The sequence below is a fragment of the Rhodoferax sp. P2_H8_2 genome (assembly GCF_056403235.1).
This window is the reverse complement of the sequence record NZ_JBFUFW010000010.1, coordinates 57437-80672: the sequence shown is the minus strand read 5'-3', so window position 1 is coordinate 80672 and position 23236 is coordinate 57437. Positions and strand designations below refer to the sequence as shown.

Genomic DNA, 23236 nt, shown 5'->3' with positions numbered 1-23236 from the left:
TGCATTTCTTCACACTATTCGCGCTTTGGACCACTCTTCCGCTCGCCGCCGGGCCTCGCGCAGTGGCGCGTCGGCCATCAGCTTTTCAGAGTGCGCCAAGTTCGTCGTTGCAACCTTGTCTCCGGCCTGGCTGGCAATCAAAAACCATTTGTGCGCCTCAATCGCGTCCAATGCTGCGCCCTCGCCCTTGGCATAGGCCAATCCCAGACGTGATTGCGCCTGCACCACCTTCTTATCGGCCGCCCGGCACAAATAAGTGAGTGCCTGCTGCGCGGTAATCTGTGGAAATTTGGCTTGCATGGCTAGCAAGGCCAGATTGAATAGCGCCTCCGGATCATCCTGGGCTACGGCTTTTTCCAGCCACATGAGGGCGTCGGGCCAGCGCTCCAGCCGGGCGTATAGAGCGCCCAGCGTCGCCTGTGCCGCCGCAAAACCCTGCTCGGCCGACTTGTGGCACCAGTCCAACGCCAGGTTTACATTGCGCGCCAAGCCAGCTTCCGTGTTGCCGCTGGCATACAGCGAACCTAGATTCCACTGCGCCTTGGGCTCACCCTGCGCAGCTGATTCGGACAACCATTCGACCGCAGTCTTGGCATCTCGCGCAACGCCGCGACCTTCCAGGTACATCAGCCCCAACGCACATTGCGCCTGCGCATGGCCCTGCCGAGCGGCCAAACTGAGTACGCGTTCGGCTTGGGCCAACGCATTCGGCCCGCCGTCTTTAAGCAAGTCCTCACCGACCTTGAACTGCGCTTGCGCAACGCCCAGTGCGGCCGCATGCTGGTAGCAGCCCAGCGCGACATGCCCCAAATCTCCCTCCAACAGGCTACCCACGGTCACCAGTGCGGCGGCGTGGCCCTGCTCAGCGGCGCGCAAGTACCAGCCAAGGCCCCGGAACGGGTCGGGCGTCAGCAGGTTACCGGAGGACAAGTTTCTGGCCAGCGCAAACTGCGCGTCAGCCTCGCCCTGTTCAGCGCTCTTCCTGTACCAGTCCAGTGCTTCGTAAACTCCGGTCGCTTCCAGCAATCGACCCAGGGCGTTCTGGGCACGGGCGTCGCCCTGCTGTGCGGCGCTGCGATACCAGTGCTGCGCTTGCGCGAGGTCCGCCGCAACGCTCCAGCCCATCTCATAGAGCAGGCCCACGTGATAGCGCGTGTCGGCGTCGCCGGACTCAGCAGCTTCCAGCCATTTCTGCGGCGAACGCCGACGCTCCTGGTTCGTCTTGCGCTTAGCGGAGTTGCGCCCAGCGCCACGGGTGCTACCTGCCAATTCAAGCCGCTCCAGCGCAACCATCGCCTGCACGCTGCCTTGCGATGCCGCGCGGCGGTACCAGTCCAATGCCAGTGCACTGTCAGGTGCAACGGCTACGCCTCGTAAATGGAGGTCCCCCAATGCGCACTGCGCGGCCGCCATGCCCTGCTCCGCTGCGCTAATCAAGTACTCAAAGGCCAGGCGACGTTGCTCGCCGCTGGCCTGCTCGGCATTGAGTACCGCCTTGGACCAAGCCCATTGCGCCTCCAGCAAACCGGCCTGAGCCGCTTGTTGCAAGCAGGCCAGCGCGGCATCGCGGTGCGGAGCCTCCAGAAACCGGCCGAGCCGATAGATCGCCTTGGTATTTCCCTGCGCCGCGGCTTTACCCAGCCACAGCATCGCGCTGGTCTCATCACGTTCAACGCCAATGCCGCTCAAGTAGCGCGTCGCCAGCAGGTATTGGGCAGACGACAGGCCCTTGCCCGCAGCCTGCTGCAGCCACTGAATCGCCTTGGGAACATCAACAGCCACGCCAATGCCATTGGCATACATCAGCGCCAATTCGTATTGCGCCTCCAGCGTGCCAATACGCGCCTCTTTCAGGGTTTTTTCGAAGTTGCGCTTGTCGCGCAGGTTGGTGCTGGCGGTCATCGTCTATTTTTGTGCCAATTGGGTTTCGGCCTGGCCGCCTCCAAGCGCGCGATACAACTGGGCAGAGGCATCCAGTTGGCCACGCCGAACCTGAATCGACGTCTGGCACGCAGCCAGCCAGTCGCGCTGGGCGTCCAGAACATCCATCGGACTGGTCAGACCCGCTTGTGCGCGAGCCACAGCCGCATCCAGCCTATATCTTTGTGCGCGCTCATTGGCCAGCGTAGCCCGCATTTGCCGCGCCGTGGAGTTGCTGGCCGCCAAAAGATCCGCCACTTCGCGAAACGCCAGTTGAATGGTTTTTTCGTACTCTGCGATTGCGATTTCCTTACGCGCATCCGCCAGATCCCGGCCAGAGGCGGTACGTCCGCCGTCGAACAGCGGCATGGCAATAGTGGGCTGAAATGTCCAGGACCCGCCCGCAGCAAACAGGCTGGAAAGCCCGGCACTGGCAACGCCAGCACCCGCGGTCAGCAAGATGCGTGGCAAGAAGGCCGCCCGGGCAGCCCCCACATTGGCGTGCGCCGCACGGAGCCGGTATTCGGCAGCAATCACGTCAGGGCGTAGCAACAGAACGTCGCCGGGCAGGCCATCTGGCAGAGTGGCCGTCAGGCTCAACTCTTCCAGCGACTTGCCATCCGGCAGTGTTGCCGGCATCTTGCCGATCAGAAAATTCAGTCGGTTGGTGGCCACAGTCCGCTGATAGTCCAGCGTCTCGTTCGCAGCGCGGGCTGACTCCAGTATGCCCAGCAGTTGCTGGACCTCGACCTCACCAACACCACCTGCATCACGTCCCTTGGTCACCAGTTGTTGGGTTTGCTCACGCGTCTCCAGAGCGGCACGCGACAGCGCGCCCATCTCATCAAGTTGCAGCACCGTGAAGTAGGCGGAAGCAACATCTGCAATCAGCGCAATCTGCACCGTCTTTTGCGCAGCCTGCGTCGCCAACACGTTGCTCTTTGCCGCATCGGACAGCCCGGACAACCGTCCCCACAGGTCGGCCTCGAAGGAGATTACGTTCAGGCCCAGGTCGTAACGTTCGTTGGACAGCGTAGTGCCGGTCGCGCTGATGTTGCCTGGGGTATTGGAGAAACTGCCAGAGCCAACCAAATTGACAGTGGGCAGACGATCCGCCTTGGCAAAACCGTATTGCGCACGCGCCTCTTGAACGCGCGCGACTGCAATACGCATATCGCGGTTGTTTTCCAGCGCTGCATCTATCAGCGCCTGCAGGCGAGCATCGGGGAAGAAGGTCCGCCAGTGCACGCTGCCCACACCGCGCAAATCGGGAGCGATTGACTGAGGCCAGGCATTGGCTACAGGCGGCTCGGGCAGCTTCAGTTCGCCAATCGACGAGCAGGCCCCCAGAAAAAACAGGGTCGCCAACCCTCCGCCGTGGACCAACAGCCTCGGTATCGGGGCGTGCGCGGTCGTGCGTGAAGGGAGCTTCATGCCGGGCAGTTTACGGCGCCTGCGCGGATCGCAAAACGCCATAAATAGACCTGTTTCTCATGCTTTTTTTTCCTCAAATGGTGGGCACTTGCCCTAGGATGCGCAACACGCGGCTTACCATCCACCGCTAGAAACTCTTGCAGGAGAAGCCGTTTGGCGACTGAGGAATCCTTTGCGATTGCGGTGCGACGCGCCTGGAACACCGAACTTTCGTTTGGCGAACTGTTGGACACCGCCGGCCGGCTCGAAGCTGCGGGCGACAGTGCGCTGGCGGTGGTGCTGTACCAAACATGGCTGGATCGCAACCAATCACCCTATGCCCATGCGGCGCTATTCAACTTGGGCGTGGCACTGGGCAACGCCGGTGATTTGCCCAAGGCCGAGGCAGCCTATCTGCGGGCGATCCAGATTTTTCCCGGCTTTGTCCAGCCGTATCTCAACCTCGGCACGCTGTATGAGCGTATGGGCCGAATCGAAGATGCGTTGAAGCAATGGCGCTGGGTAGCAGAAAACATTTCAGCATCCGGCGAAAACATAGGCTTTGTATTGATGGCGCTGAACCATCTTGGCCGGGTGCTTGAAACCCACAAGCGCCTGGAAGAGGCCACCGGGTATCTGACACGCAGCCTGACGATAGACCCAAGCCAGACAGATGCCATGCACCACTGGGTGCACCTGCGGCAAAAGCAGTGCATCTGGCCGGTCTACGCGGGCTTGCCCGGCGTAGACCCGGAATGGATGCGCCAGTGCACGTCGGCGCTGGCGATGCTAAGTGTCTCCGACGACCCGGCACAACAGCTGCGGGCCGCGCACCATTTCGTCGAAAAGAAAGTCGCCCACGGCCTGCCGGTGATTACGCCCACGCAGGCTTACAGGCACCGCAAGATACGCGTGGCCTACGTGTCGTCGGACTTTTCGCTGCACCCAGTGTCCATGCTGATGGCCGAATTGTTCGAGCTGCATGACCGCGAACATTTCGAGATCTATGGCTACTGCTGGAGCCCGGAAGACGGTTCGGCCCTGCGCCAACGCGTGATCGCGGCAATGGACCACTTCACACGGATTGACCAACTTTCTGACGAAGCCGCGGCGCAGCTCATGCGCTCGCACGAGATTGACATCCTGGTCGACCTGCAGGGCCAGACCTCGGGCGCACGCGCGAACATGCTGGCCTACCGCCCGGCGCCTATTCAGATCACTTACCTGGGCCTGCCAGCCACGACCGGTCTGCCATCGATCGACTATGTGATTGCCGATCGCTTCCTGATCCCGCAGGAGACTGCGCAGTTCTATTCGGAAAAGCCGCTGTACATGCCGGATGTCTACCAGGTCAGCGACCGCAAGCGGGCCGTTGCGGTGGCGCCCAGCCGCGCCAGTTGCGGCCTGCCGGACGATGCCTTTGTGTTCTGCTCGCTGAACAACAACTACAAATACACGCAGGAAATGTTCGACGTCTGGATGAACATCCTGCGCCGTGTACCCAACAGCGTACTGTGGCTGCTGTCGGACAATCCTTGGGCCGAAGCCAATTTGCGCAAAGAGGCCTTGCAGCGCGGCATCGATGGAAACCGTTTGCTGTTTGCGCCACGCGTACTGCCCGAGCACTACCTGGCCCGCTACGCCTGCGCCGATCTGTTTCTCGATACCTTCCCGTTCAATGCCGGCACCACTGCCAACGACGCGCTGTGGGTGGGCTTGCCCGTACTGACCCGCTGCGGCAAGTCGTTTGCTGCCCGCATGGCGGGTGCATTACTGACCGCGGCTGGCATGGACGAGTTGATTACCTACAACGTCGCGGACTACGAGGAGAAGGCCGTGGCCATTGCGTCCGACCCGGCAACTCTCCCAAGGCTGCGTACGCAACTGCAGCAAGTACGTACGGATGGGGTGTTGTTTGATACGCCGCGCTTTGTGCGTAATCTGGAAGGCGAACTCAAGCGGCTGGTGGCCGACCTTTAGTGCAGGTATTGCTGGTTTGCGAACTTCTGTTCGCAATGCGCCAGCCAAGGCTCAGCCAGATAGCGGATCTGCGCATCGTTGTTCAGAATGCGCAACATGATCTTGGTCTTTTCCTGGCGCGCGGCAAGATCCAGCTCTTCGGTGTGGGCACGGCTGCGCAGCTGCTCGATCAGCACCGCGCAGGCGCCCTCGAAACGCACCACGCCATCCCAATCCTGGACCTTTGCAGCCTCCAGCATCTTGGCGCTGCTGTCCTCGATGGCTTTGTAATAGTCAATCAGCATTTGCGGCATGGCAACAAGCCTCTTCGATTCAAACCGGCCGCAGATACGCAGGGCCCCGGCTTTCGATCTGCTTCCAGCCGGAGGCGATAGGCTCGATCAGGCGTTGCACTTCGTCCAGCGCAGCCAAGTCGTTGCGGGCATTGGCCATCACCAGTTTGTTAACGCAGTATTCGTAGACAGATTTCAGATTGGCGGCAATCTCTCCACCTTTTTCCAAATCCAGCGGCGCCTGAAGGCCCTCCTCCAGAATGCGGATCGCATTCCCGATCTGGGTGCACTTGTTGGGGATGTCACCGGACTGCATATGCAACTTGGCGGCGCCGATGGCGCGCTGCAAGGCTTCGAACAGCAAATTGACCAACTGGTGCGGGTCCGCCATGTCCACGCTGGCTTCCACACTGGCACGCTTGTAGGCCGAGGCGGAACGGGTACTGGCGGAGGTGAACATGCTGCAAATCCTTGTTGTCTTGCAGTAAGTATCGGCAGGTTTTGGACCGACTAAAGCCCTGGGCGAAAGAAGTTCGACTTCTTAACGGAGAAGATATGCTACAAAAACAGGAGCTGCTTACGCAGTATCTACGGGCTAAAACACCACTTTTCATGCCTAAAACTCAGCTTGTGGACTTGTTCCAGGTCGCGATTTGTTGGGCCACATAAGTGTTCAGCGCGTTCAGGCTGGCCATCTTGGCGTCCAGCGCGCTGTATTGAGCGCGTATCCGCTTCTCGAATGCATCGGCCCGGTCGTTGATCCGGGTCTGGTCCTTGGCATTGGTGTCCAGTTCCTTTTGCAGCGCGCTGGCCTTGTTGACCACGGCGCCGCCGGTGGCGAGTGCGCCTTTGGCAAAGTTGGCAAACTTCAACGCAAAACCGTTGGTCTGGATGTCATTGTTATTGGTGGTGAACAGCTTGGACAACTCGGTGCCATTGTTGGCCGCAGCGGACAGCTTGGTCGTGTTCATCGACAACGTACCATCCAGTTGGCGCTCAATGCCAATGTCATTGAGCCGCTTGTACACCGAGCCATTGCTGATCGAACCCACCATGCTGCGCAACAGGTTCTGCATTCCGACGATGGACGAGTCGCCCTGAAAAATGGACGGCGTCTTGGTCGCAGCGTCGTATTTGGTGACATCCGCCAGGTCGCTGGCCAGCGCGTTATAGGCGGTGATGAAATCCTGCACGTTCTTGACGGCCGCCGTCACGTCCTCGCTGACCGCCATCGTGACGGGCGCACGGGCTTCGGTACCGCCAATGTTGTTGTAGTTGGTCGTGGTCACAGCCATCACAGTCACGGTGACGCCTGGGAAGTTGTTGGCAAAGGTGTTGGAGCTGGAAGTCACCGCCGTGCCGTTGATGCGGGCCTTGGCGTCCTGGCCGTACGTCGCTTGCAGTCCGGCGCTGGCCATGCCGAACGAGGCGTTCTGCGGATCGTAGGCCATGCGTGACAGGCCGTTGTTGTCGTTGTCCACGCTGTCGCCGGTGTCGCTGACCTGGATCCGGAAACCATTGGCCGCACCGGTGCTCTTGGAGCTCAGTTGCAGGCGGTCACCGGTGCCGTCGTTGAACACGGTCGCCACAATGCCGGCATTGGCAGCATTGATCTTGGCCGCCAGCGTGGTCACGGTGTCAGTCGCAGTAACGGTGATGGCAACGTCGCCGCTGGCGTTGGCTGCGGCAAATGTGGGCCGGGCGCTGCCGACGCCGTTCTGGGCGTTGGTCAGATTGGTCTGGGCCGTGACGACGGCCGCATTGGCGTTGGTCGCGGCGGTGTTGGCGGCAGCGTATGCGGCAGCGGCGCTGGCCTGGTCGCCGGTGGCGGTGGCCAGTGCAGCATTGGTGGGTGCAGCATTGGCGACGGCCGTGGCCTGGTCGGACGTGGCATCTGCAAGCGCGGTGCTGGCGGTGCCGACGTCATTGGTAGCCACGACCTGGGCTGCGTTGGCAGTGGCCACATCGTTGGCGGCGGTGACAACCGCTGCGTTGGCTGCGGTCTGTGTTGCCGTCGCGGCAGTCAAGGCGTTGTTGGCCGCAGTAGCCGCTGCCGTAGCGCTGCTGGCAACGCCGGCTGCTGTCTTGGCAGCGCCCTTCAATGCAGACGCGTCGGTCGCATCAGCGGTGGCGGTGATGCCATCGGCATTGGTCTGGGCAGCCGAGTCCACCGAGCCCAGCACGCCATACGCAATGTTTTTGGCTTGCAGCGCAGCATCCTCGGCGGCCTGCAGGCTGGGCGTGGAATGGTCGTTAGCGCCAACCGCAGTCACCCAGGAGGTATACGCGTCGGAATAACTCTTCAGCGTGCTGTTGGACGGGTTGTTCGCAGCATAGATGGCCAGGTTGGTCGCCGCGTCGTTGTCGTCGGTCAGCGCGCTGCTGGATGCCGAGTTGGCTGACGCCAGCGCGCTTGTCGCTGCATTGGCGGTGTTGCTGGCGTTGTTGTAATTGGTGGTAGCCGTAGTGACGCCAGCATCGGCCGCAGTCGATGCGTTGTTGGCATTGGTCAGCGCGCTATTGGCATTGAGCAGCGTCGCATTGGCTGCAGTCAACGTGTTGTTGGCGTTGGTGTAAGCCGTGGTGGCCGCTGCCAGGGCGGCAGTGGCACTACTCAACAGGGCGTTATTGCCGGCAGCGTTGGCGATGGCAACGGCCAGCGCGGCGTCGGCATCCGACAGAGCGGTGGCGGCGGTGGCCAGCGTGGCGGCGGCGGCGGTCTGGGTGGCCTGGGCCGTGGTCAACGCGGCCTGGGCCAGCGGGACTGCGTTGTCGGCATTGCCGACGTTGGTGTTATCGGTGCTGGCGTTGCCGCTGGCACTGGTCCAGGTGCCCTTGCTGATGGTCAGCGTGCCCGCGCCTACAAAGGTGCCCGTGCCAATACTGGATGACGAGGTGGACTGGGCCTTGGCCAGTTGGTCTACATCGAGAGTGAACGAGGTCGCCGAAGCGGTGCTGGAGGCGGAGATGGTCGCAGCGCTGGTGTTGGACGAGGAGGCTGAGCGGGCGACCCAGGCTGAGCTGGCAGACAGGCGGGTCGCAACATCGGCCAGCGTGGAAAACTGTGACTGGATCGTGCCAAAAGCAGAAATCTTGGCCTTGTCTATCGTCGCGGCATTGGCCAACGCGGTCAGCGGCTGTTTTTCCAGCGCGACCAGTTTGGTCACAATGGCTTCTGAATCCAGACCATTGGTACCGATACCTAGCGATGTGATAGTAGCCATGAACAAGCCTCCTGCTTCAACAAGAACACCTCAGTGTGCTCTTTTTGCGGGGTTTGTAAAACCGGGAAATAGCCCCGGATTTCAGCAAAGCCCCTATGGAACGACAAAAACGGAAAGAGGCTTTCGCCTCTCCCCGTCTTGTATATCGGCCGCCTTCTGCAGAACTTGAGGCGACCGACCTTTCCGTTTGCCGGGTTTTTGCCCGGCTTTTCTGCCTTTTAACGCAGCAGGGCCAGCACGCCTTGAGGCAACTGGTTGGCCTGAGCCACCATCGCGGTACCTGCCTGTTGCAGGATCTGGGCGCGGGACAGGTTGGCGGTTTCTGTTGCAAAGTCAGCGTCCTGAACACGTGAACGCGATGCGCTCAGATTTTCAGAAGTTGTTGCCAGGCTAGAGATCGCGGTTTCAAAACGCGATTGCAAGGCGCCGAACTTGGCACGTTGACCGGAGACCACGCTGATCGCAGCATCCACGGTGGACAGCGTGCGGGTTGCAGATTCCACGGTGCCGACGTCCAGTGTGTCTGCGCTTTGCAGTTGGCTGGCGCCAGTGGTGGCCAGCACGTAGGAAGTCTTGGCCGCATTGGTAGAACCAGCGGTGGCAGACAGCGCGAACGACTTGTCGGAGTCCATAGTCAGCGAGCCGGTGATGTAAGCGATGCTGGCGGCAGCGATCGTGCCAGTGTCACCCACCACACCAGTCAACATCGTGGTGCCGTTGACATCGACGTTGAACGTGCTGGCAGCAGCCGACTTGTTACGAACCATGATGTCTTCGCCGGACGCGTTGGTCAGCGAGATGCCGGAGCCAGCGTCGTTCAACTTGGCGGTCACACCAGTCTGCGAAGACTTTTCATTGATCGCATTGATCGCGGAAGCCAGGCCATCAGCGTTGTTGGCGGCGCCGGAAGTGAACGATACAGTCACCGCAGTGGTGTTGTTCGACACGATTTCCAGCGAGTAGCTGGAGCTGGCAACAAATGTAGACAAGTCTACTTCAGTGCGCGCAGTTGCGGACACGCCAGTCGTGCCAGTCTTGGCGTTGACAGTTGCAGCCACGGTCTTAGCGCTGTCGCCTTGGGCCACCGAAAGGGTTGCAGATCCGAGCGAACCGTCGATCTTGAATGCTGTGTCAGCAACGATGGAGGATGTGGTCGAACCCTTGACCATGGACGCTGCAGCGGAAGCCACGGCGGAAGAAGTGGTCAAAGTAGCGGAGCCACCAACGTTCAGGTCACCCTTGTTCAGGTTAGCGGTCACGCTACCGGCAACGACAGAACCTTGGCGGTTGTTGCCGTACTTGCTGGTTGTGAAGTTCGCTGTTGTCGCATTGATGGTCTGGTTGGCATTGGCACCGACTTGGAAGTCTGCCGATGTGAACGAGCCGTCCAGCAGGTTCTGACCGTTGAACTGCGTGGTTTGCGCAATGCGGTTCAGTTCGGCGCCGAGCTGGCTTACTTCCTGGTTCAACGCTGCGCGGTCAGACGCAGAGTTGGTCGCATTGGCGGACTGCACTGCCAGTTCGCGAATACGCTGCAGGATGGTGTTGGAAGCGCCCAATGCGCCTTCAGCAGTTTGCGACAGCGAGATGCCGTCGTTGGCATTGCGGGAAGCCTGGTTCAGACCGCGAATTTGCGACGTGAAACGCTCGGAAATACTCAAGCCAGCGGCATCGTCTTTCGCGCTGTTAATGCGCAGGCCAGACGAGAGGCGCTGAATCGCTGTGCTCAAGCCCATTTGACTGTTGGTCAAGTTGCGTTGCGCTGTCAAAGAATTGACGTTCGTGTTGATGGTTGCTGTCATTTCGGTAACTCCTGAAAAAAACTCACCTAATCCGGCGAAATGCCGATCCCAACGCCAGCATTGCTGCTGACCGCTATGACCGGCGCGCCGTGATTGACGCCTTCCGGACGACGTACCCAAGAGGGCCCGTTGGAGTAGTTTTCGGGCAGTTCGGGAAAAACTTAAGTGCCAGATGCAGAAATTGACCTCTATCACAGGCAACTTTGCACGGAAAACCCATTAGCGGGCGATTTACACCCCAGTTCGGGCATTCAAGGGTTAACCCCCATCAAGTTTTGTTGCGCAGAGTCAATTTGGCTGGCTTTTGCCGCGCTTATCGCGCAAATGCGTCTGTGAGCGATCTCCAGAATTCAACCCATCGTTACTGATTGTCTGCACGTTAGTTAAGCAGGCTCTGCAATCGGCGGCGACGCTGATTCAATCTTTTTAGGAGTTTCGCGATGGCTTCAACCATTAATACCAATATCCAGTCACTGACTGCGCAGCGCAACCTTGCCAACTCACAGCTGGCAATGTCGACGTCGATGGCGCGTCTGTCATCGGGATTGCGCATCAACAGTGCTAAAGATGATGCAGCGGGTCTGGCCGTCAGTGAACGATTCACCGCCCAGATTCGTGGTGTCAACCAGGCCGCCCGCAATGCCAATGACGGCATTTCGCTGGCCCAGGTAGCAGAAGGCGCCTTGGGTAGCTCTTCCGGCATCCTGCAACGTATCCGCGAATTGGCCGTGCAGTCTGCCAATGCGACCAACTCCGCATCGGACCGCGCAGCCCTGAATTCAGAAGTCAGCCAATTGACAGCTGAACTGAACCGGATTGCAGCGACCACACAATTCAACGGCCAGAACATTCTGGACGGCAGCTTTACGTCGGCTACCTTCCAAGTCGGCGCCAATGCCAACCAGACCATTATTGCGACCACGGCCAATTTCAGTACGACGAAATACGGCAATAACCGCATGGGCTCGGCAGTAGCAGCCAACACGGGCGGCCCTGGCGATCTGGTTCTGGGCACCGCCAGTGCGGGCACCAACCCTTCAACAGCCATTACCGGCAATGCCAGCGCAGTTATCGCCGACGTCCTGGCGATCAGCGGCTCCACCGGCAGCGCCAATGTGGCAGTGAATATCGGTGACAGCGCGAAAACAGTTGCAGCCAGCATCAATGCGCAGGCCGGCACCACCGGCGTCTCGGCAACCGCGCGCACCAACCTGGATATCAACAACTTCACACTGGCCGGAGCGTATTCCCTGTCTGTGGTTTCCAACAACCCCAGCACCACGCCCGCTACCGTGGCTTTCAATATTGGCTCCTCGCTGAATAACTCGGATGGCCTGGCTGCGGCAATTACCGCATTCAACGACAAGTCATCTCAAACCGGTGTGACCGCAAAGATCAATGTGGCCGGTACCGGCATCACATTGACCAACGAAAGCGGCGCCGATATTTCCATCACCAGTGCAGCAACATCGGTCGGCGCTTTTGATGTCGTCAATCCTGATGTCGGCCCGATCCCGCCAGCAGCTCCAGTCACCCCGGCCGTCGTCAACGTTGCAGCCAGTGGCAGCGCCTACATTACTGGCGCCATCACGATGGATTCCAACGGCAGCTTCAGTGTCGGCTCCCCCAATGGCGAGGCCATATCGACTGGTGCAAGCTTCTTCACCGGCATCAGCTCTGCCAGCGAATTGCAAGCCGCATCGACGATGGACGTCTCCAGCGTCGACGCTGCAACACGCACGCTGTCTACGGTGGACTCGTCGCTGGCCGTGATTTCTGCCCAACGCGCCAAATTCGGTGCGCTGCAGTCGCGCTTTGAAACGACAATCGCCAGCTTGAACACCACCTCGGAAAACCTGAGCGCATCCCGCTCACGGATTCAGGATGCAGACTTCGCGATGGAAACCGCGAATCTGTCACGCACCCAGATCTTGCAACAGGCCGGTACGGCGATGGTGGCCCAGGCCAACCAGTTGCCACAGTCTGTGCTGCAGCTGCTCAAAGGCTGATATCGGGCTGCCGCAAAGCGGGGCCTGATTCTCTGGGTTGCCCTTGGGGCAATCGATTGCGTCAACACGTCTGTAGTTTTCGCCTCCAGTTTTCGTCTGAAATACCGATATAGGACTTGTCAGTCCAGCGGGGAGTCACGCATGTGGCCCAGCCCCAGTCTTTGCTTGTAGGGAAACTTCCTACAGGCCGTTTTCGTTTTTACTGACGACTGGATTAGCCGTTTTCCAATTTCGGAATTGAGGCCCGCATTCCAGAATTTGCTCCATGGTGATTCATCCGAATCGCTGACTCGTCACCGACCGACATGGAGCCTCAAATGACCAACGAACAACTGCTTGCTGAAATCCGCGAAGCCAATATGACTTACCTCATGTTGGCGCAAAACCTGATCCGCCAGGACAAGGCCCAAGCGCTCTTTCGCCTGGGGATGTCTGAAGAGGCCGCCGACCTGATCAGCGCACTCTCTCCTGCACAAATCCTGAAAATCTCCTCCGGCAACATGCTGCTGTGCCGCTTCCGCGTGGATGACGATCTGGTCTGGAACCTGCTGACCAACCACACGACTTCCAGCAAGGTCGACAACGATGCCACCACCAAGCTGCACGCCAGCATTCTGATGGCCGGCAAGTTTGCCGAAGCCATGTAAAGCGCAACGAGGACTATCACCATGGCTACCAAAAGTGTTTTGAATGACTCCCGCCAAGTGGAGCGTGCTGTTTCCCTGATTCAACTGGGTGCTCGCCTTCAGGTATTGGAGAGCGAGACCAACCTGTCTTATGAGCGGCTGCTGCGCCTCTACAAGGAAGTGGCGGGTCGCTCGCCCAGCAAGGGCCAGTTACCGTTTTCCACAGAATGGTTTCTGACCTGGCAGCCCAACATCCATGCCTCGCTGTTCCAGAACACCTATGAATACCTGACCAAAGTCAGCGCCATGGAGGACATTGATGCGGTGATGGCAGCCTATCGTCTGTACACCGAGCAGATTTCCGCTTGCGGCGTGGAACCCCTGCTGTCCATCACCCGGGCCTGGCGCCTGGTCAAGTTCATCGACAACAACATGCTGTCCATGACCAAGTGCTGCAAGTGCGGTGGCCACTATGTATCCGAAGCCTATGAAAACAGCCGGCACTTCGAGTGCGGCCTGTGCACGCCACCGGCCCGTGCAGGCAAAGGCGCCTCCAGCGGCGGGATACTGTTGCACTGATTGCTATTGAAATAGTAGCTGGCCACGCAACCCCTACAAGGCGCAAGGCCGAATTTGGCAATAAATTCAAGCGCCGGCGCAGAGCGACGATATGATAGGGAACAGGCCTGCATAAGGCGCCCTTTTCCACCCCTGAGGTTCCCGGCCTCACTGTCACAATGCGCCTATGTTTGTAATCGTCGGCTGGCTTGTCATTCTGGTGTGCGTGTTTGGCGTGTACATCGTCCACGGTGGAAACATCATGGTGATCCTGCACGCCTTGCCGTTCGAGTTGATCACCATCGGCGGCGCCACAGTCGGTGCGTTCCTCGCCAACAACCAGATGAAGGTGGTCAAGGCCACCATCAAAGGTTTGGGCGAATGCTTCAAGGGCAGCAAATACACCAAGGCCCGCTACATGGACTTGATGGCGCTGATGTTCGACATCCTGCAAAAGGCGCGCAAGGAAGGCCTGATGGCCATTGAAAAGGATGTCGAGACGCCAGAAGAATCCGAGATCTTCAAAAAATATCCGATTGTGGGCAGTGACCACCACGTCGTGGAGTTCATCACCGACTATTTGCGCATGATGGTGTCCGGCAACCTCAATGCCCACGAAATCGAATCGCTGATGGACAACGAAATCGAAACCCACCACCACGAAGCCCATGCGGCGGTGGCGGCGATCCAGCGCGTGGCCGGTGGTTTGCCCGCCTTCGGTATTGTTGCCGCCGTGTTGGGCGTGGTGAACACCATGGGCTCGGTGGGCCAACCCCCCGCCGTCTTGGGCGGCATGATCGGCTCGGCGCTGGTCGGCACCTTCCTGGGTATTTTGCTGGCCTATGCGTTTGCCGAACCACTGGCTGGCGTACTGGAGCAAAAAGTCGAAGAAGCTGGCAAGGAGCTGCAGTGCATCAAGACCACGCTCTTGGCCAGCATGCAAGGCTACAACCCTTCCACGGCTATCGAGTTTGGCCGCAAGGTCCTGTTCTCCACCGAGCGTCCATCCTTCACCGAGCTGGAAGAGTTCGTGAAGAAGAAGTAGCAAGAAAAGCGAGAGCCCGGCATGGCCGACTCCAAGAAACTCCAACCGATCATCATCAAGCGGGTCAAGAAGGGCGGCCACGTTGCGCATGGTGGCGCCTGGAAGATCGCTTACGCCGACTTCGTCACCGCGATGATGGCGTTCTTCCTGCTGATGTGGCTGCTGGGCAGTACGACCGAGGGCGACAAGAAGGGCATTTCCGATTACTTTCAGTCCCCGTTGAAGGTCGCGCTGCAGGGCGGCCCGGGTGCTGGCTCCAGCAACAGTATCGTCACCGCCGGCGGCAACGATCTGACCCAAAATGCGGGTCAGGCCAAGCGTGGTGATAGCGAGCAAAAGCTGGCCAAGAAAACCGCCGCGGAGCAAAAGAAGTCCGAGCGCTCCAAAAAGGATTCGCAAGCCCTGGCGGCACTGAGCGCCAAGATTGCAGCAGCGATTTCCAGCAACCCCAAGCTGTCCGAGTTCAGCTCGCAAATCAAACTGCAAATCACCCCCGACGGCCTGCTGATCCAGATCGTCGATGACCAGAAGCGCCCCATGTTTGACAGCGGCAGTGCGGTCGTCAAGCCCTATATGCGCGACATCCTGCGTGAAATCGGACTTGCGCTCGGTGATGTGGAAAACAGGATCAGCCTGGATGGACACACCGACCGCGCCGCCTATGGCAATGCAGCCAAGGGTTACAGCAACTGGGAACTGTCAGCTGACCGCGCCAATGCCTCACGCCGCGAACTGGCCGCTGCCGGCATGCCCGAAGAAAAAATGGTGCGTGTGGTTGGCATGGGGTCCAGCCTGCCATTTGACCCGACCGACCCGCTGGCACCCAGCAATCGGCGCATCAGCATCCTCGTGATGACCCGTGAAGCCGAGGAGCGCATACTTGGACCGGGCAATATCCCTGTCGACACAGATACCGAAGCCAGTCCGCCCCCAGCGGCAGGTGCAAAATCGACGCCCTGAATTGGCAAAAATTCGGTCATACTTGCGCAAATACGAAAACCGCCCGGGAAAGGGTTAGCCATGACAAAAGAACTGCGATTTTTGGTTGTCGACGATTTCTCCACAATGCGACGGATTGTTCGCAATTTGCTGAAGGAAAGTGGATATACCGAAGCCGATGAAGCGGAAGACGGCGTCGCTGCGTTAGCCAAACTGCGCAATAGCACCTTTGATTTTGTGGTGAGCGACATCAACATGCCCAACATGAACGGGTTCCAGTTGCTGGCTGAAATCAAGAAGGACGACAAACTCAAGCATCTCCCGGTGTTGATGGTGACCGCTGAAGCGCGCAAGGAAGACATCGTGCTGGCAGCCCAACAAGGCGCTGCTGGCTACATCGTCAAGCCCTTTACCAAGGCAACCTTGGAAGACAAGGTCAACCACATTCTGACCAAATCCGGTCTGAAGTAACCATGTCGACCCCCGAACTGCGCGACCTGTTGAAAGACGGTGTCTCTCCTGTTCAGATTCACCAGCAGCTGGGCGCGCTGACCCGCCAGCTGCACGACTCCCTCAATGGATTGGGGCTGGCCGACAAGGTCAAAGAGTGGTCTGGTGAACTGCCCGATGCAAAAAGCCGTCTCTCCTACATTGCCCGCCTGACGGGCGAAGCCGCCGAAAAAGTGCTCAACCGGGTCGACCAGGCCAAGGCCGAGCACGACCACATCGCTTCGGAAACACGCCGCATTGGTGAACTGATCACCAAAGACCCGGTCGGCGCGGTGGCCAAAGGCCACGTGATGAATTTCATTTCCGATGTGGAACAGTCCAGCAGAAAGGTCGATGAGCATCTGACCGAGATCATGATGGCGCAGGACTTCCATGACCTGACGGGCCAGGTGATTGCCAAGGTGGTTAACCTGGCTGCCACGATCGAAGAGCAACTGCTGCTGATGCTGGTTCAAACCGCACCGCCGGAATCCAAGGAAAAACTGCAGCCCGCCGCGGAAAACAAGGGCCCCGCCTTGGCTGGCCCTGTGGTCGCGGGTCAAGCCTTCACTGAGGTCGTCACCGACCAATCGCAGGTTGACGATTTACTGGCCAGCTTAGGTTTTTAGGCCCCCACGCTCCACCGCTGCGCGGGTCGCTGCCCCCCAAGGGGGCTAATTTGTCTTGGGGCGGCCCGGCGGCAAATTGCCCTTTAAGCTTTCTCAATTAGCGGGGATTTGACCCGCCTTATCAGCCTTTAGTTCGGCGCCTCGCCGAACACAATGGTGGGAACTTTTCAGTCTCCCCACCATGGAATCAGGCAGCCAAGACCGCAATCTACCGGCCTCAGAACGCAAGCTCAAAAAAGCGCGTGACGACGGCCAGGTCACCCGATCCGAGGATGTATCCCATCTGGCCGTTTTGGGAGCAGGTGCGCTTGCAGTTTTGCTGCTGGCACCCATCCTGTTCGACAGACTCAAACACACGCTGGGCGAGCAATTGACCTTTGATGCCAACGTCGTACGGCAAACGGCCAGCATGGTGGCCCGACTCGGGGATGCCACTTCCGTAGGGCTCGTTGGCTGCATCACCTTTGCAGCGATTGTGATGTCCGCTTCCATTCTGGGCGCTGTCGCCTGCGGTGGCTGGGTCAACAGCCTCAAGCCCCTGATGCCTGATTTGAGTCGCCTGAGCCCACTCAAAGGGGCAGCCAACCTGTTCAGCAAAAAGAAACTGATCACGACGGCCAAAATGCTGCTTCTGACCATCATCCTGTTCACGATTGCAGCGCAGTACCTGGGCAACGGCTTCGTGGAGATGGCGATGATGGTCTTGCAACCCTCCGCCAACTCCATCACCCACATGTCTACCTGGATGGCCGCCGGTGCCGGGTTGATGCTGCTCGTGATCCTGCTGGCGGCAATGATCGATGTCCCGCTGCAGAACTTCCTGCACAAGGGCGAAATGAAGATGTCGCACCAGGAGTTCAAGGAAGAGAACAAAGAGACCGATGGCAACCCGCAGATGAAGGGGAAGATGCGCCAGCGTCAGCGCGAGCTGTCGCAAAAGGCCAGCGTCAATGCCGTGCCCAAGGCAGATTTTGTGGTGATGAACCCCACCCACTTTGCGGTGGCGATCCGCTACGACGAAAAGACCATGAATGCGCCCCAGGTCATCTCCAAGGGCGCGGATCTCCTGGCCATGAAGATCCGTGACATTGCTAAAAACCATGACATCCCAGTGCTGCAATCGCCCATGCTGGCACGTGCGCTGTACGCCAATGCCGAGCTGGACCAAGACATTCCTTCGGCTCTGTACACCGCCGTCGCGCAAGTACTGGCCTATGTGTACCGCCTGCGCAATGCGCTCAAGGGCGCAGGCCCAATGCCGGGCGATGTGCCACAACCGTTTGTGCCACCGGAGCTGGATCCTTTGACAAAGGTGGCCAAGGCAAAGAACACTGAGGCAGTCTTCGCATGAGCAACCCACTTCAGTCCTTCCAGCAGTGGTATCGGCAAAACGCCGGTGTGATCCAGGGCGCCGGGGCGCCAATGTTGGTGGTCGCCATTTTGGCGATGATGGTGCTGCCACTGCACCCGATGCTGCTGGACGCATTTTTCACAATCAACATCGCTGTCGCGCTGATGGTGATGATGGTCGCGGCCTACATGATCCGGCCGCTGGACTTCGCCGCCTTTCCATCCGTGTTGCTGTTGACCACACTGATGCGCTTATCGCTGAACGTGGCATCCACACGCGTTGTTCTGCTGGAGGGCCACACAGGCCCGGGCGCAGCAGGCGCTGTGATCGAGGCCTTTGGCCACTTTCTGATCGGTGGCAACTTTGCCGTCGGCTTGATCGTGTTTGCGATTCTGGTGGTGATCAACTTTGTGGTGGTGACCAAGGGTTCCGAGCGGATTGCCGAAGTGTCAGCGCGTTTCACGCTGGATGCGATGCCAGGCAAGCAGATGGCGGTCGACGCCGACCTGAACGCTGGCTTGATCGATGAGAAAGAAGCCAAACGCCGCCGCGCAGAAATTGGCGAAGAAGCCGAATTCTTCGGCTCGATGGACGGTGCATCCAAATTCGTGCGCGGTGATGCGGTCGCCGGTATTCTGATTCTGCTGATCAATATTTTTGGTGGCTTCACGATCGGTATCCTGCAACACGACCTGACTGCCAGCCAGGCTGCGAACACCTACATCCTGTTGGCCGTCGGTGATGCGCTGGTTGCACAGATTCCCGGCTTGCTGATCTCAGTCGCCGCAGCGATGGTGGTATCGCGCGTCGGCAAGGACAAGGACATCGGCAAGCAGATCGTGGGTCAGATGTTTGTGTCCCCGCGCGTGCTGGGCATCACGGCCTGCATCATGTTCATTCTGGGCGTGATCCCCAACATGCCGCACTTCGTGTTCCTGACCATCGCTGCGATATTGGCCTGGGGTGCATGGACATTGGCCCACCGCCCACCACCTGAAGTAGCGCAAGAAGTGGTGGCCGCACCGGCCAACGAAGGCGAAGCCTCCTGGGACGATTTGCAGCCCGTTGACCAACTCGGCCTGGAACTGGGTTACCGCCTGATTGCACTGGTCGACAAAACCCGCCAAGGCGACCTGCTCAATCGCATCAAGGGTGTACGCCGCAAGTTTGCGCAAGAAGTGGGCTTTCTGCCGCCGCCCGTCCATGTGCGCGACAACCTGGAGCTCAAGCCCAGCGCCTACCGCATCACCTTGCGTGGCGTGATCGTGGGCGAAGGCGAAGCCTTCCCCGGCATGTTCCTGGCGATCAATCCGGGTGGCATCACCACCCCACTGATAGGCACAGCAACCACCGACCCCGCATTTGGTTTACCCGCGCACTGGATCGACGAACGCCAGAAAGAAGCGGCGCAAATGGCCGGATTTACGGTGGTTGATTCCGAGACTGTGATGGCGACCCATTTGTCACACTTGATGCAGGTTCAGGCCTCCAAATTGCTGAGCCGGACCGAGACACAACAACTGGTGGAACACGTGGCAAAACTGGCCCCCAAACTGATAGAGGAAGTCGTTCCCAAGATGGTGTCGGTAGCGGTTTTCCAGAAGGTATTGCAGTTACTGCTGGACGAAGCCGTTCATATCCGCGACATCCGCACCATCATCGAATCGATTGCCGAGCACGCGACCACCACGCTAGACCCTGCAGAGTTGGCCAAGCGTGTTCGCGTGGCACTGTCACCGGCCATCGTGCAGCAAATCTATGGCCCCACCAAGGAACTCAATGTGATTGCCATCGATCCTTCACTGGAGCGCCTGCTGATGCAAGCACTGGCCAACAACTCCGGTCCCGCACTGGACCCCGGCGTCGCCGACATGCTGACCCGCAATGCCGCCGAAACCGCGATGAAGCAGGAAGAAATCGGCGTACCGGCCTGCCTGTTGGTGCCCGACGCGATTCGCAATTCCATTTCGCGCCTGGTGCGCCGTGTTGCGCCGCGCCTGCAGGTGCTCGCGCACAGCGAAATTCCCGAAACCCACACCATCCGCATTGGCCCCATCCTTAAAGGTGCAGCATGAACATCCAACGCTTTACCGCCGCCACATCCCGCGAAGCCCTCGCCAAAGCCCGCATGACTTTCGGTGACGGCACACTGATCCTGTCCAATCGGCCCACAGAAAACGGCGTCGAAGTGGTTGCAACCGCTGAGGACACCTTGGCGGCACTGGATCTGGAAGCCAGCCCCGGCGTCCCCCGGCGTGCTGCATTTGCACAACGTGCCGCCGAGCCGCAGAGCTACAAGGATGTTGCCACCAAGGTCGAAGAAGACGCCGACCAGTTGGCGATGAGCACGCTGTCGTTCCAGGACTATGTGCGCGAACGCATGGCCAAGAAACGCGCCGAAGCCGCCCAAGCCGCTACGCTTGACGCGCCGCCAGCGCGTCAGCAGCCGCGCATCATCCCACCCGATCCAGGTCCGCAGAAAATCAAACCCATCCAGGTCCGCAAGCCTGAGCCGCAGCCCACAGCGATGCCCGCAGGCATCGCGCAGGAATTGCATGCAATGAAAGCGCTGATTGAGGATCGCTTCAACACGCTGAACTGGCTGGGCCAGGCACGTCAGAACCCGATCCAGTCCAATTTGATGTTGCGCTTGATTCGTGCCGGCTACTCGCCTGCCCTGTCGCGCACGATTCTGGAAAAATTGCCGGAAGGCACTGATGCCAACGAAGCAGGCCGCTGGGTCATGGATGTGCTGGAGCGCAATGTGCGCACCGACGCCAAGGGCGCTGCATTGACGGAAGAAGGCGGAACCTTTGCATTGATCGGCGCAACCGGCGTTGGCAAGACTACGACCGCAGCCAAACTGGCTGGCATGTGCGCGCTGCGCCATGGCGCTGCCAGCGTGGGCCTGATCACACTGGATGCCTACCGCGTGGGGGCACAAGAACAATTGCGCGCTTACGGAAAAATGCTGGGCGTAGTGGCTCACCTTGCACATGACAAGGCCGCGCTGCAAGATCTGCTGGGCCTGCTGTCCAACAAGAAGATGGTGTTGATCGACACCACCGGTCTGGCCCCACGCGATCCGCGCAAACTGGAGATGATGGAGCTGCTGACGCTGCCTGGCATCAAGCGCTTGCTGGTGCTTAACGCGGGCGGGCACGGCGACACGCTGGACGACACTATTGCCGGGTTCAAATCCGCCGGCCAGCAGCAAGTCATCCTCTCCAAGATCGACGAAGCCGTCAAACTCGGACCCGCGATCGACGCCTGCATACGCCACCAGTTGGTCGTGCGCGGCGTAACCAACGGCCAGCGTGTTCCTGAAGACTGGGAGGCTGCGGAGTCCGGCAAGCTGGTGCGGGCTTCGATGCGAGCGACAAGTGCATCCGCCTACGACCCGCAAGCTTCGGATTTGGGCTTCATCTTCAGCCGCTCCGGTGGCGATATTCCACAGGAACGGCTGCATGCTTGACTTTCAGGTCCACCAGGCAACCGGTCTGCAGGCGCTTTCAGCGCTGCAAGGGCCCCAGCTCATTGCCATGGTCAGCCATGGTGACGAGCAATCGGACATGCCCGTGCTGTGGAAACTGTGCTCTGCCTATCTGGAGCTGGGTTACTCCATCACGGTACTGGACGCCACCAAGCGGGAAACCCGCTCAGAACCCGGCCTCGCGCGTTTGCTGGAAGATGGCTTTTGGCCCGGCGGACAAAACCGCCCGGAAGCTGCCTGGCAAATCCTGCCTGCGGCGCGGGGTTTGCAAGAACTGCAAACCCGTGCGTCTGGCGTCGGCGCCGCCTGGCCCCAACTGGGTCAATTGTTTGCGGACGACGCGGTGGTACTGGTGTACGCAAAACCTGAGGCGCTCGCGGCTTTGCTGCGCGGCAGCAGCGCCCGTCCGCTGCTTGCGGTATCCTCCAGCAAGAACGCGCTGCTGACCAGTTATCTGGCATTGAAAAGGCTGCTGATGGACGGCGGGGTGGACCCCACCATCGTCAACGTGAGTGGGCTCGGTGGCGCCGATATGGAGAACGCCATGCCCACTTCTGTCGCAGTGAATCTGGCGGAATGCGCCCGCAACTTTCTGGGCTACCAGGTCCGGATGCTGCGGATTGCGCCGCAACAGCAAGGACAAAGGCAGGAATATGATCTGAAGCCATTGGCCTCGCGATTGCTGGAGTCCGGTCTGGCTTTGGGAGCAAAACCGACCAGACCCATGGCAGCGCAGGCACGGATACCGGCATTTGCAGGAACCCATTGATGTACACGGCAAAAGGCCAACTCGACCGCAACGCGCTGATCAAGCAGTACCAGCCCCTGGTACGCCGCTTGGCGCACCACATGATGGCCAAATTGCCAGCCAGTGTGGAAGTGGACGATTTGATTCAGGTAGGCCTGATTGGCCTGTCTGATGCCTTGACCCGGTTCGAAGCTTCGCAAGGCGTACAGTTCGAGACTTTTGCCACCCAACGGATCCGCGGCGCGATGCTGGACGAATTGCGCGACAACGACTGGATGTCGCGCGGCTCGCGCAAGAGTCAAAAAGAAATTGAAGTCGCGATGCGCAAGCTGGAGCACAAGCTCGGCCGCAGCCCCGCTGAATCCGAGATCGCCGCCGAGCTGGGCATGACCCTGCCCGATTACCAGTCGCTGTTGGGCAAAGTACGCGGTACTCAACTGGTTTATCTGGAAGACATGTCACGCGGTGGCGAAGACGACGACACCTTCCTGGACCGCCACGTCGCCGATGCCGATGCCGACCCGCTGAATATGTTGCGTGACCAGCGCCTGCGCCAGGGATTGGTTCAAGCGATCAAAACACTGCCGGAACGTGAGCAGTACATCATGAGCATGTACTACGAGCAGGACATGAACCTGAAAGAAATTGCGAAGGTTCTGGACGTGACCGAGTCACGGGTCTGTCAGCTGCACAGTCAGAGTATTGCGCGGTTGCGGGCGAAGATGCGGTCGCACTGAC

General features: G+C 59.5%; 19 protein-coding genes. 13 read left to right on the top strand and 6 right to left on the bottom strand.

The window, feature by feature from the left end:
• Nucleotides 1-9: 9 nt before the first annotated feature.
• Entirely contained in the window at nucleotides 10-1902 is a 1893-nt protein-coding gene (locus tag AC1DV6_RS16210; RefSeq protein WP_477979216.1) for an SEL1-like repeat protein, read from the bottom strand.
• Between the two features lie 3 nt (nucleotides 1903-1905).
• A complete protein-coding gene (locus tag AC1DV6_RS16205; RefSeq protein ID WP_477979214.1) occupies nucleotides 1906-3354 on the bottom strand; it encodes an efflux transporter outer membrane subunit in 1449 nt (482 codons plus the stop codon).
• Between the two features lie 153 nt (nucleotides 3355-3507).
• Here AC1DV6_RS16205 and AC1DV6_RS16200 point away from each other — a divergent pair, with 153 nt between their 5' ends.
• On the top strand, nucleotides 3508-5313 hold the full coding sequence (locus AC1DV6_RS16200; RefSeq protein ID WP_477979212.1) for an O-linked N-acetylglucosamine transferase, SPINDLY family protein: 1806 nt from the start codon (nucleotides 3508-3510) through the stop codon (nucleotides 5311-5313).
• Here AC1DV6_RS16200 and AC1DV6_RS16195 read toward each other — a convergent pair.
• The 4 genes from AC1DV6_RS16195 to AC1DV6_RS16180 form a co-directional block, all read right to left on the bottom strand.
• Complete coding sequence (locus tag AC1DV6_RS16195) at nucleotides 5310-5606, bottom strand: flagellar protein FliT (protein ID WP_477979210.1); 297 nt, start codon at nucleotides 5604-5606, stop codon at nucleotides 5310-5312. The two genes, AC1DV6_RS16200 and AC1DV6_RS16195, sit on opposite strands and share 4 nt — an antisense overlap.
• Nucleotides 5607-5625: 19 nt before the next feature.
• Nucleotides 5626-6045, bottom strand: a complete 420-nt coding sequence (fliS, locus tag AC1DV6_RS16190) for a flagellar export chaperone FliS (RefSeq protein WP_477979208.1) — start codon at nucleotides 6043-6045, stop codon at nucleotides 5626-5628.
• A 163-nt stretch (nucleotides 6046-6208) separates the two neighbouring features.
• Nucleotides 6209-8809 (bottom strand): flagellar filament capping protein FliD, encoded by a 2601-nt coding sequence (gene fliD / locus AC1DV6_RS16185; protein WP_477979206.1) that lies wholly within the window; start codon nucleotides 8807-8809, stop codon nucleotides 6209-6211.
• A gap of 218 nt (nucleotides 8810-9027) precedes the next feature.
• Nucleotides 9028-10611, bottom strand: a complete 1584-nt coding sequence (locus tag AC1DV6_RS16180) for a flagellin N-terminal helical domain-containing protein (RefSeq protein WP_477979204.1) — start codon at nucleotides 10609-10611, stop codon at nucleotides 9028-9030.
• 440 nt (nucleotides 10612-11051) lie between these two features.
• On the opposite strand from AC1DV6_RS16180, the gene AC1DV6_RS16175 reads away from it, so the two are divergent.
• The 12 genes from AC1DV6_RS16175 (at nucleotide 11052) to AC1DV6_RS16120 (ending at nucleotide 23235) form a co-directional block, all read left to right on the top strand.
• Nucleotides 11052-12620, top strand: coding sequence for a flagellin N-terminal helical domain-containing protein (locus tag AC1DV6_RS16175; protein ID WP_477979202.1), 1569 nt, complete (start codon nucleotides 11052-11054; stop codon nucleotides 12618-12620).
• Between the two features lie 317 nt (nucleotides 12621-12937).
• Nucleotides 12938-13267, top strand: coding sequence for a flagellar transcriptional regulator FlhD (gene flhD, locus AC1DV6_RS16170; protein WP_477979200.1), 330 nt, complete (start codon nucleotides 12938-12940; stop codon nucleotides 13265-13267).
• A 21-nt stretch (nucleotides 13268-13288) separates the two neighbouring features.
• Nucleotides 13289-13825: a flagellar transcriptional regulator FlhC gene (gene flhC, locus AC1DV6_RS16165; protein ID WP_477979198.1), complete on the top strand. Its 537-nt coding sequence runs from the start codon at nucleotides 13289-13291 to the stop codon at nucleotides 13823-13825.
• Between the two features lie 166 nt (nucleotides 13826-13991).
• Nucleotides 13992-14849, top strand: a complete 858-nt coding sequence (gene motA, locus AC1DV6_RS16160) for a flagellar motor stator protein MotA (RefSeq protein WP_477979196.1) — start codon at nucleotides 13992-13994, stop codon at nucleotides 14847-14849.
• Between the two features lie 21 nt (nucleotides 14850-14870).
• Nucleotides 14871-15809 carry a flagellar motor protein MotB gene (gene motB / locus AC1DV6_RS16155; protein ID WP_477979194.1) on the top strand — a complete coding sequence of 313 codons (939 nt, stop codon included), beginning with the start codon at nucleotides 14871-14873 and terminating at the stop codon, nucleotides 15807-15809.
• 60 nt (nucleotides 15810-15869) lie between these two features.
• Complete coding sequence (gene cheY / locus AC1DV6_RS16150) at nucleotides 15870-16259, top strand: chemotaxis response regulator CheY (protein ID WP_477979192.1); 390 nt, start codon at nucleotides 15870-15872, stop codon at nucleotides 16257-16259.
• 2 nt (nucleotides 16260-16261) lie between these two features.
• Nucleotides 16262-16906, top strand: a complete 645-nt coding sequence (locus AC1DV6_RS16145; protein WP_477979190.1) for a protein phosphatase CheZ — start codon at nucleotides 16262-16264, stop codon at nucleotides 16904-16906.
• A gap of 181 nt (nucleotides 16907-17087) precedes the next feature.
• On the top strand, nucleotides 17088-18257 hold the full coding sequence (locus AC1DV6_RS16140; RefSeq protein WP_477979188.1) for an EscU/YscU/HrcU family type III secretion system export apparatus switch protein: 1170 nt from the start codon (nucleotides 17088-17090) through the stop codon (nucleotides 18255-18257).
• Nucleotides 18254-20332 (top strand): flagellar biosynthesis protein FlhA, encoded by a 2079-nt coding sequence (gene flhA / locus AC1DV6_RS16135; RefSeq protein ID WP_477979186.1) that lies wholly within the window; start codon nucleotides 18254-18256, stop codon nucleotides 20330-20332. The genes AC1DV6_RS16140 and flhA overlap by 4 nt, the downstream gene beginning before the upstream one ends.
• On the top strand, nucleotides 20329-21732 hold the full coding sequence (flhF, locus tag AC1DV6_RS16130) for a flagellar biosynthesis protein FlhF (RefSeq protein ID WP_477979184.1): 1404 nt from the start codon (nucleotides 20329-20331) through the stop codon (nucleotides 21730-21732). Before flhA ends, flhF begins: the two co-directional genes overlap by 4 nt.
• Nucleotides 21725-22519, top strand: coding sequence for a hypothetical protein (locus AC1DV6_RS16125; protein ID WP_477979183.1), 795 nt, complete (start codon nucleotides 21725-21727; stop codon nucleotides 22517-22519). Before flhF ends, AC1DV6_RS16125 begins: the two co-directional genes overlap by 8 nt.
• Nucleotides 22519-23235: an RNA polymerase sigma factor FliA gene (locus AC1DV6_RS16120; RefSeq protein ID WP_477979181.1), complete on the top strand. Its 717-nt coding sequence runs from the start codon at nucleotides 22519-22521 to the stop codon at nucleotides 23233-23235. Before AC1DV6_RS16125 ends, AC1DV6_RS16120 begins: the two co-directional genes overlap by 1 nt.
• Nucleotide 23236: the final 1 nt, after the last annotated feature.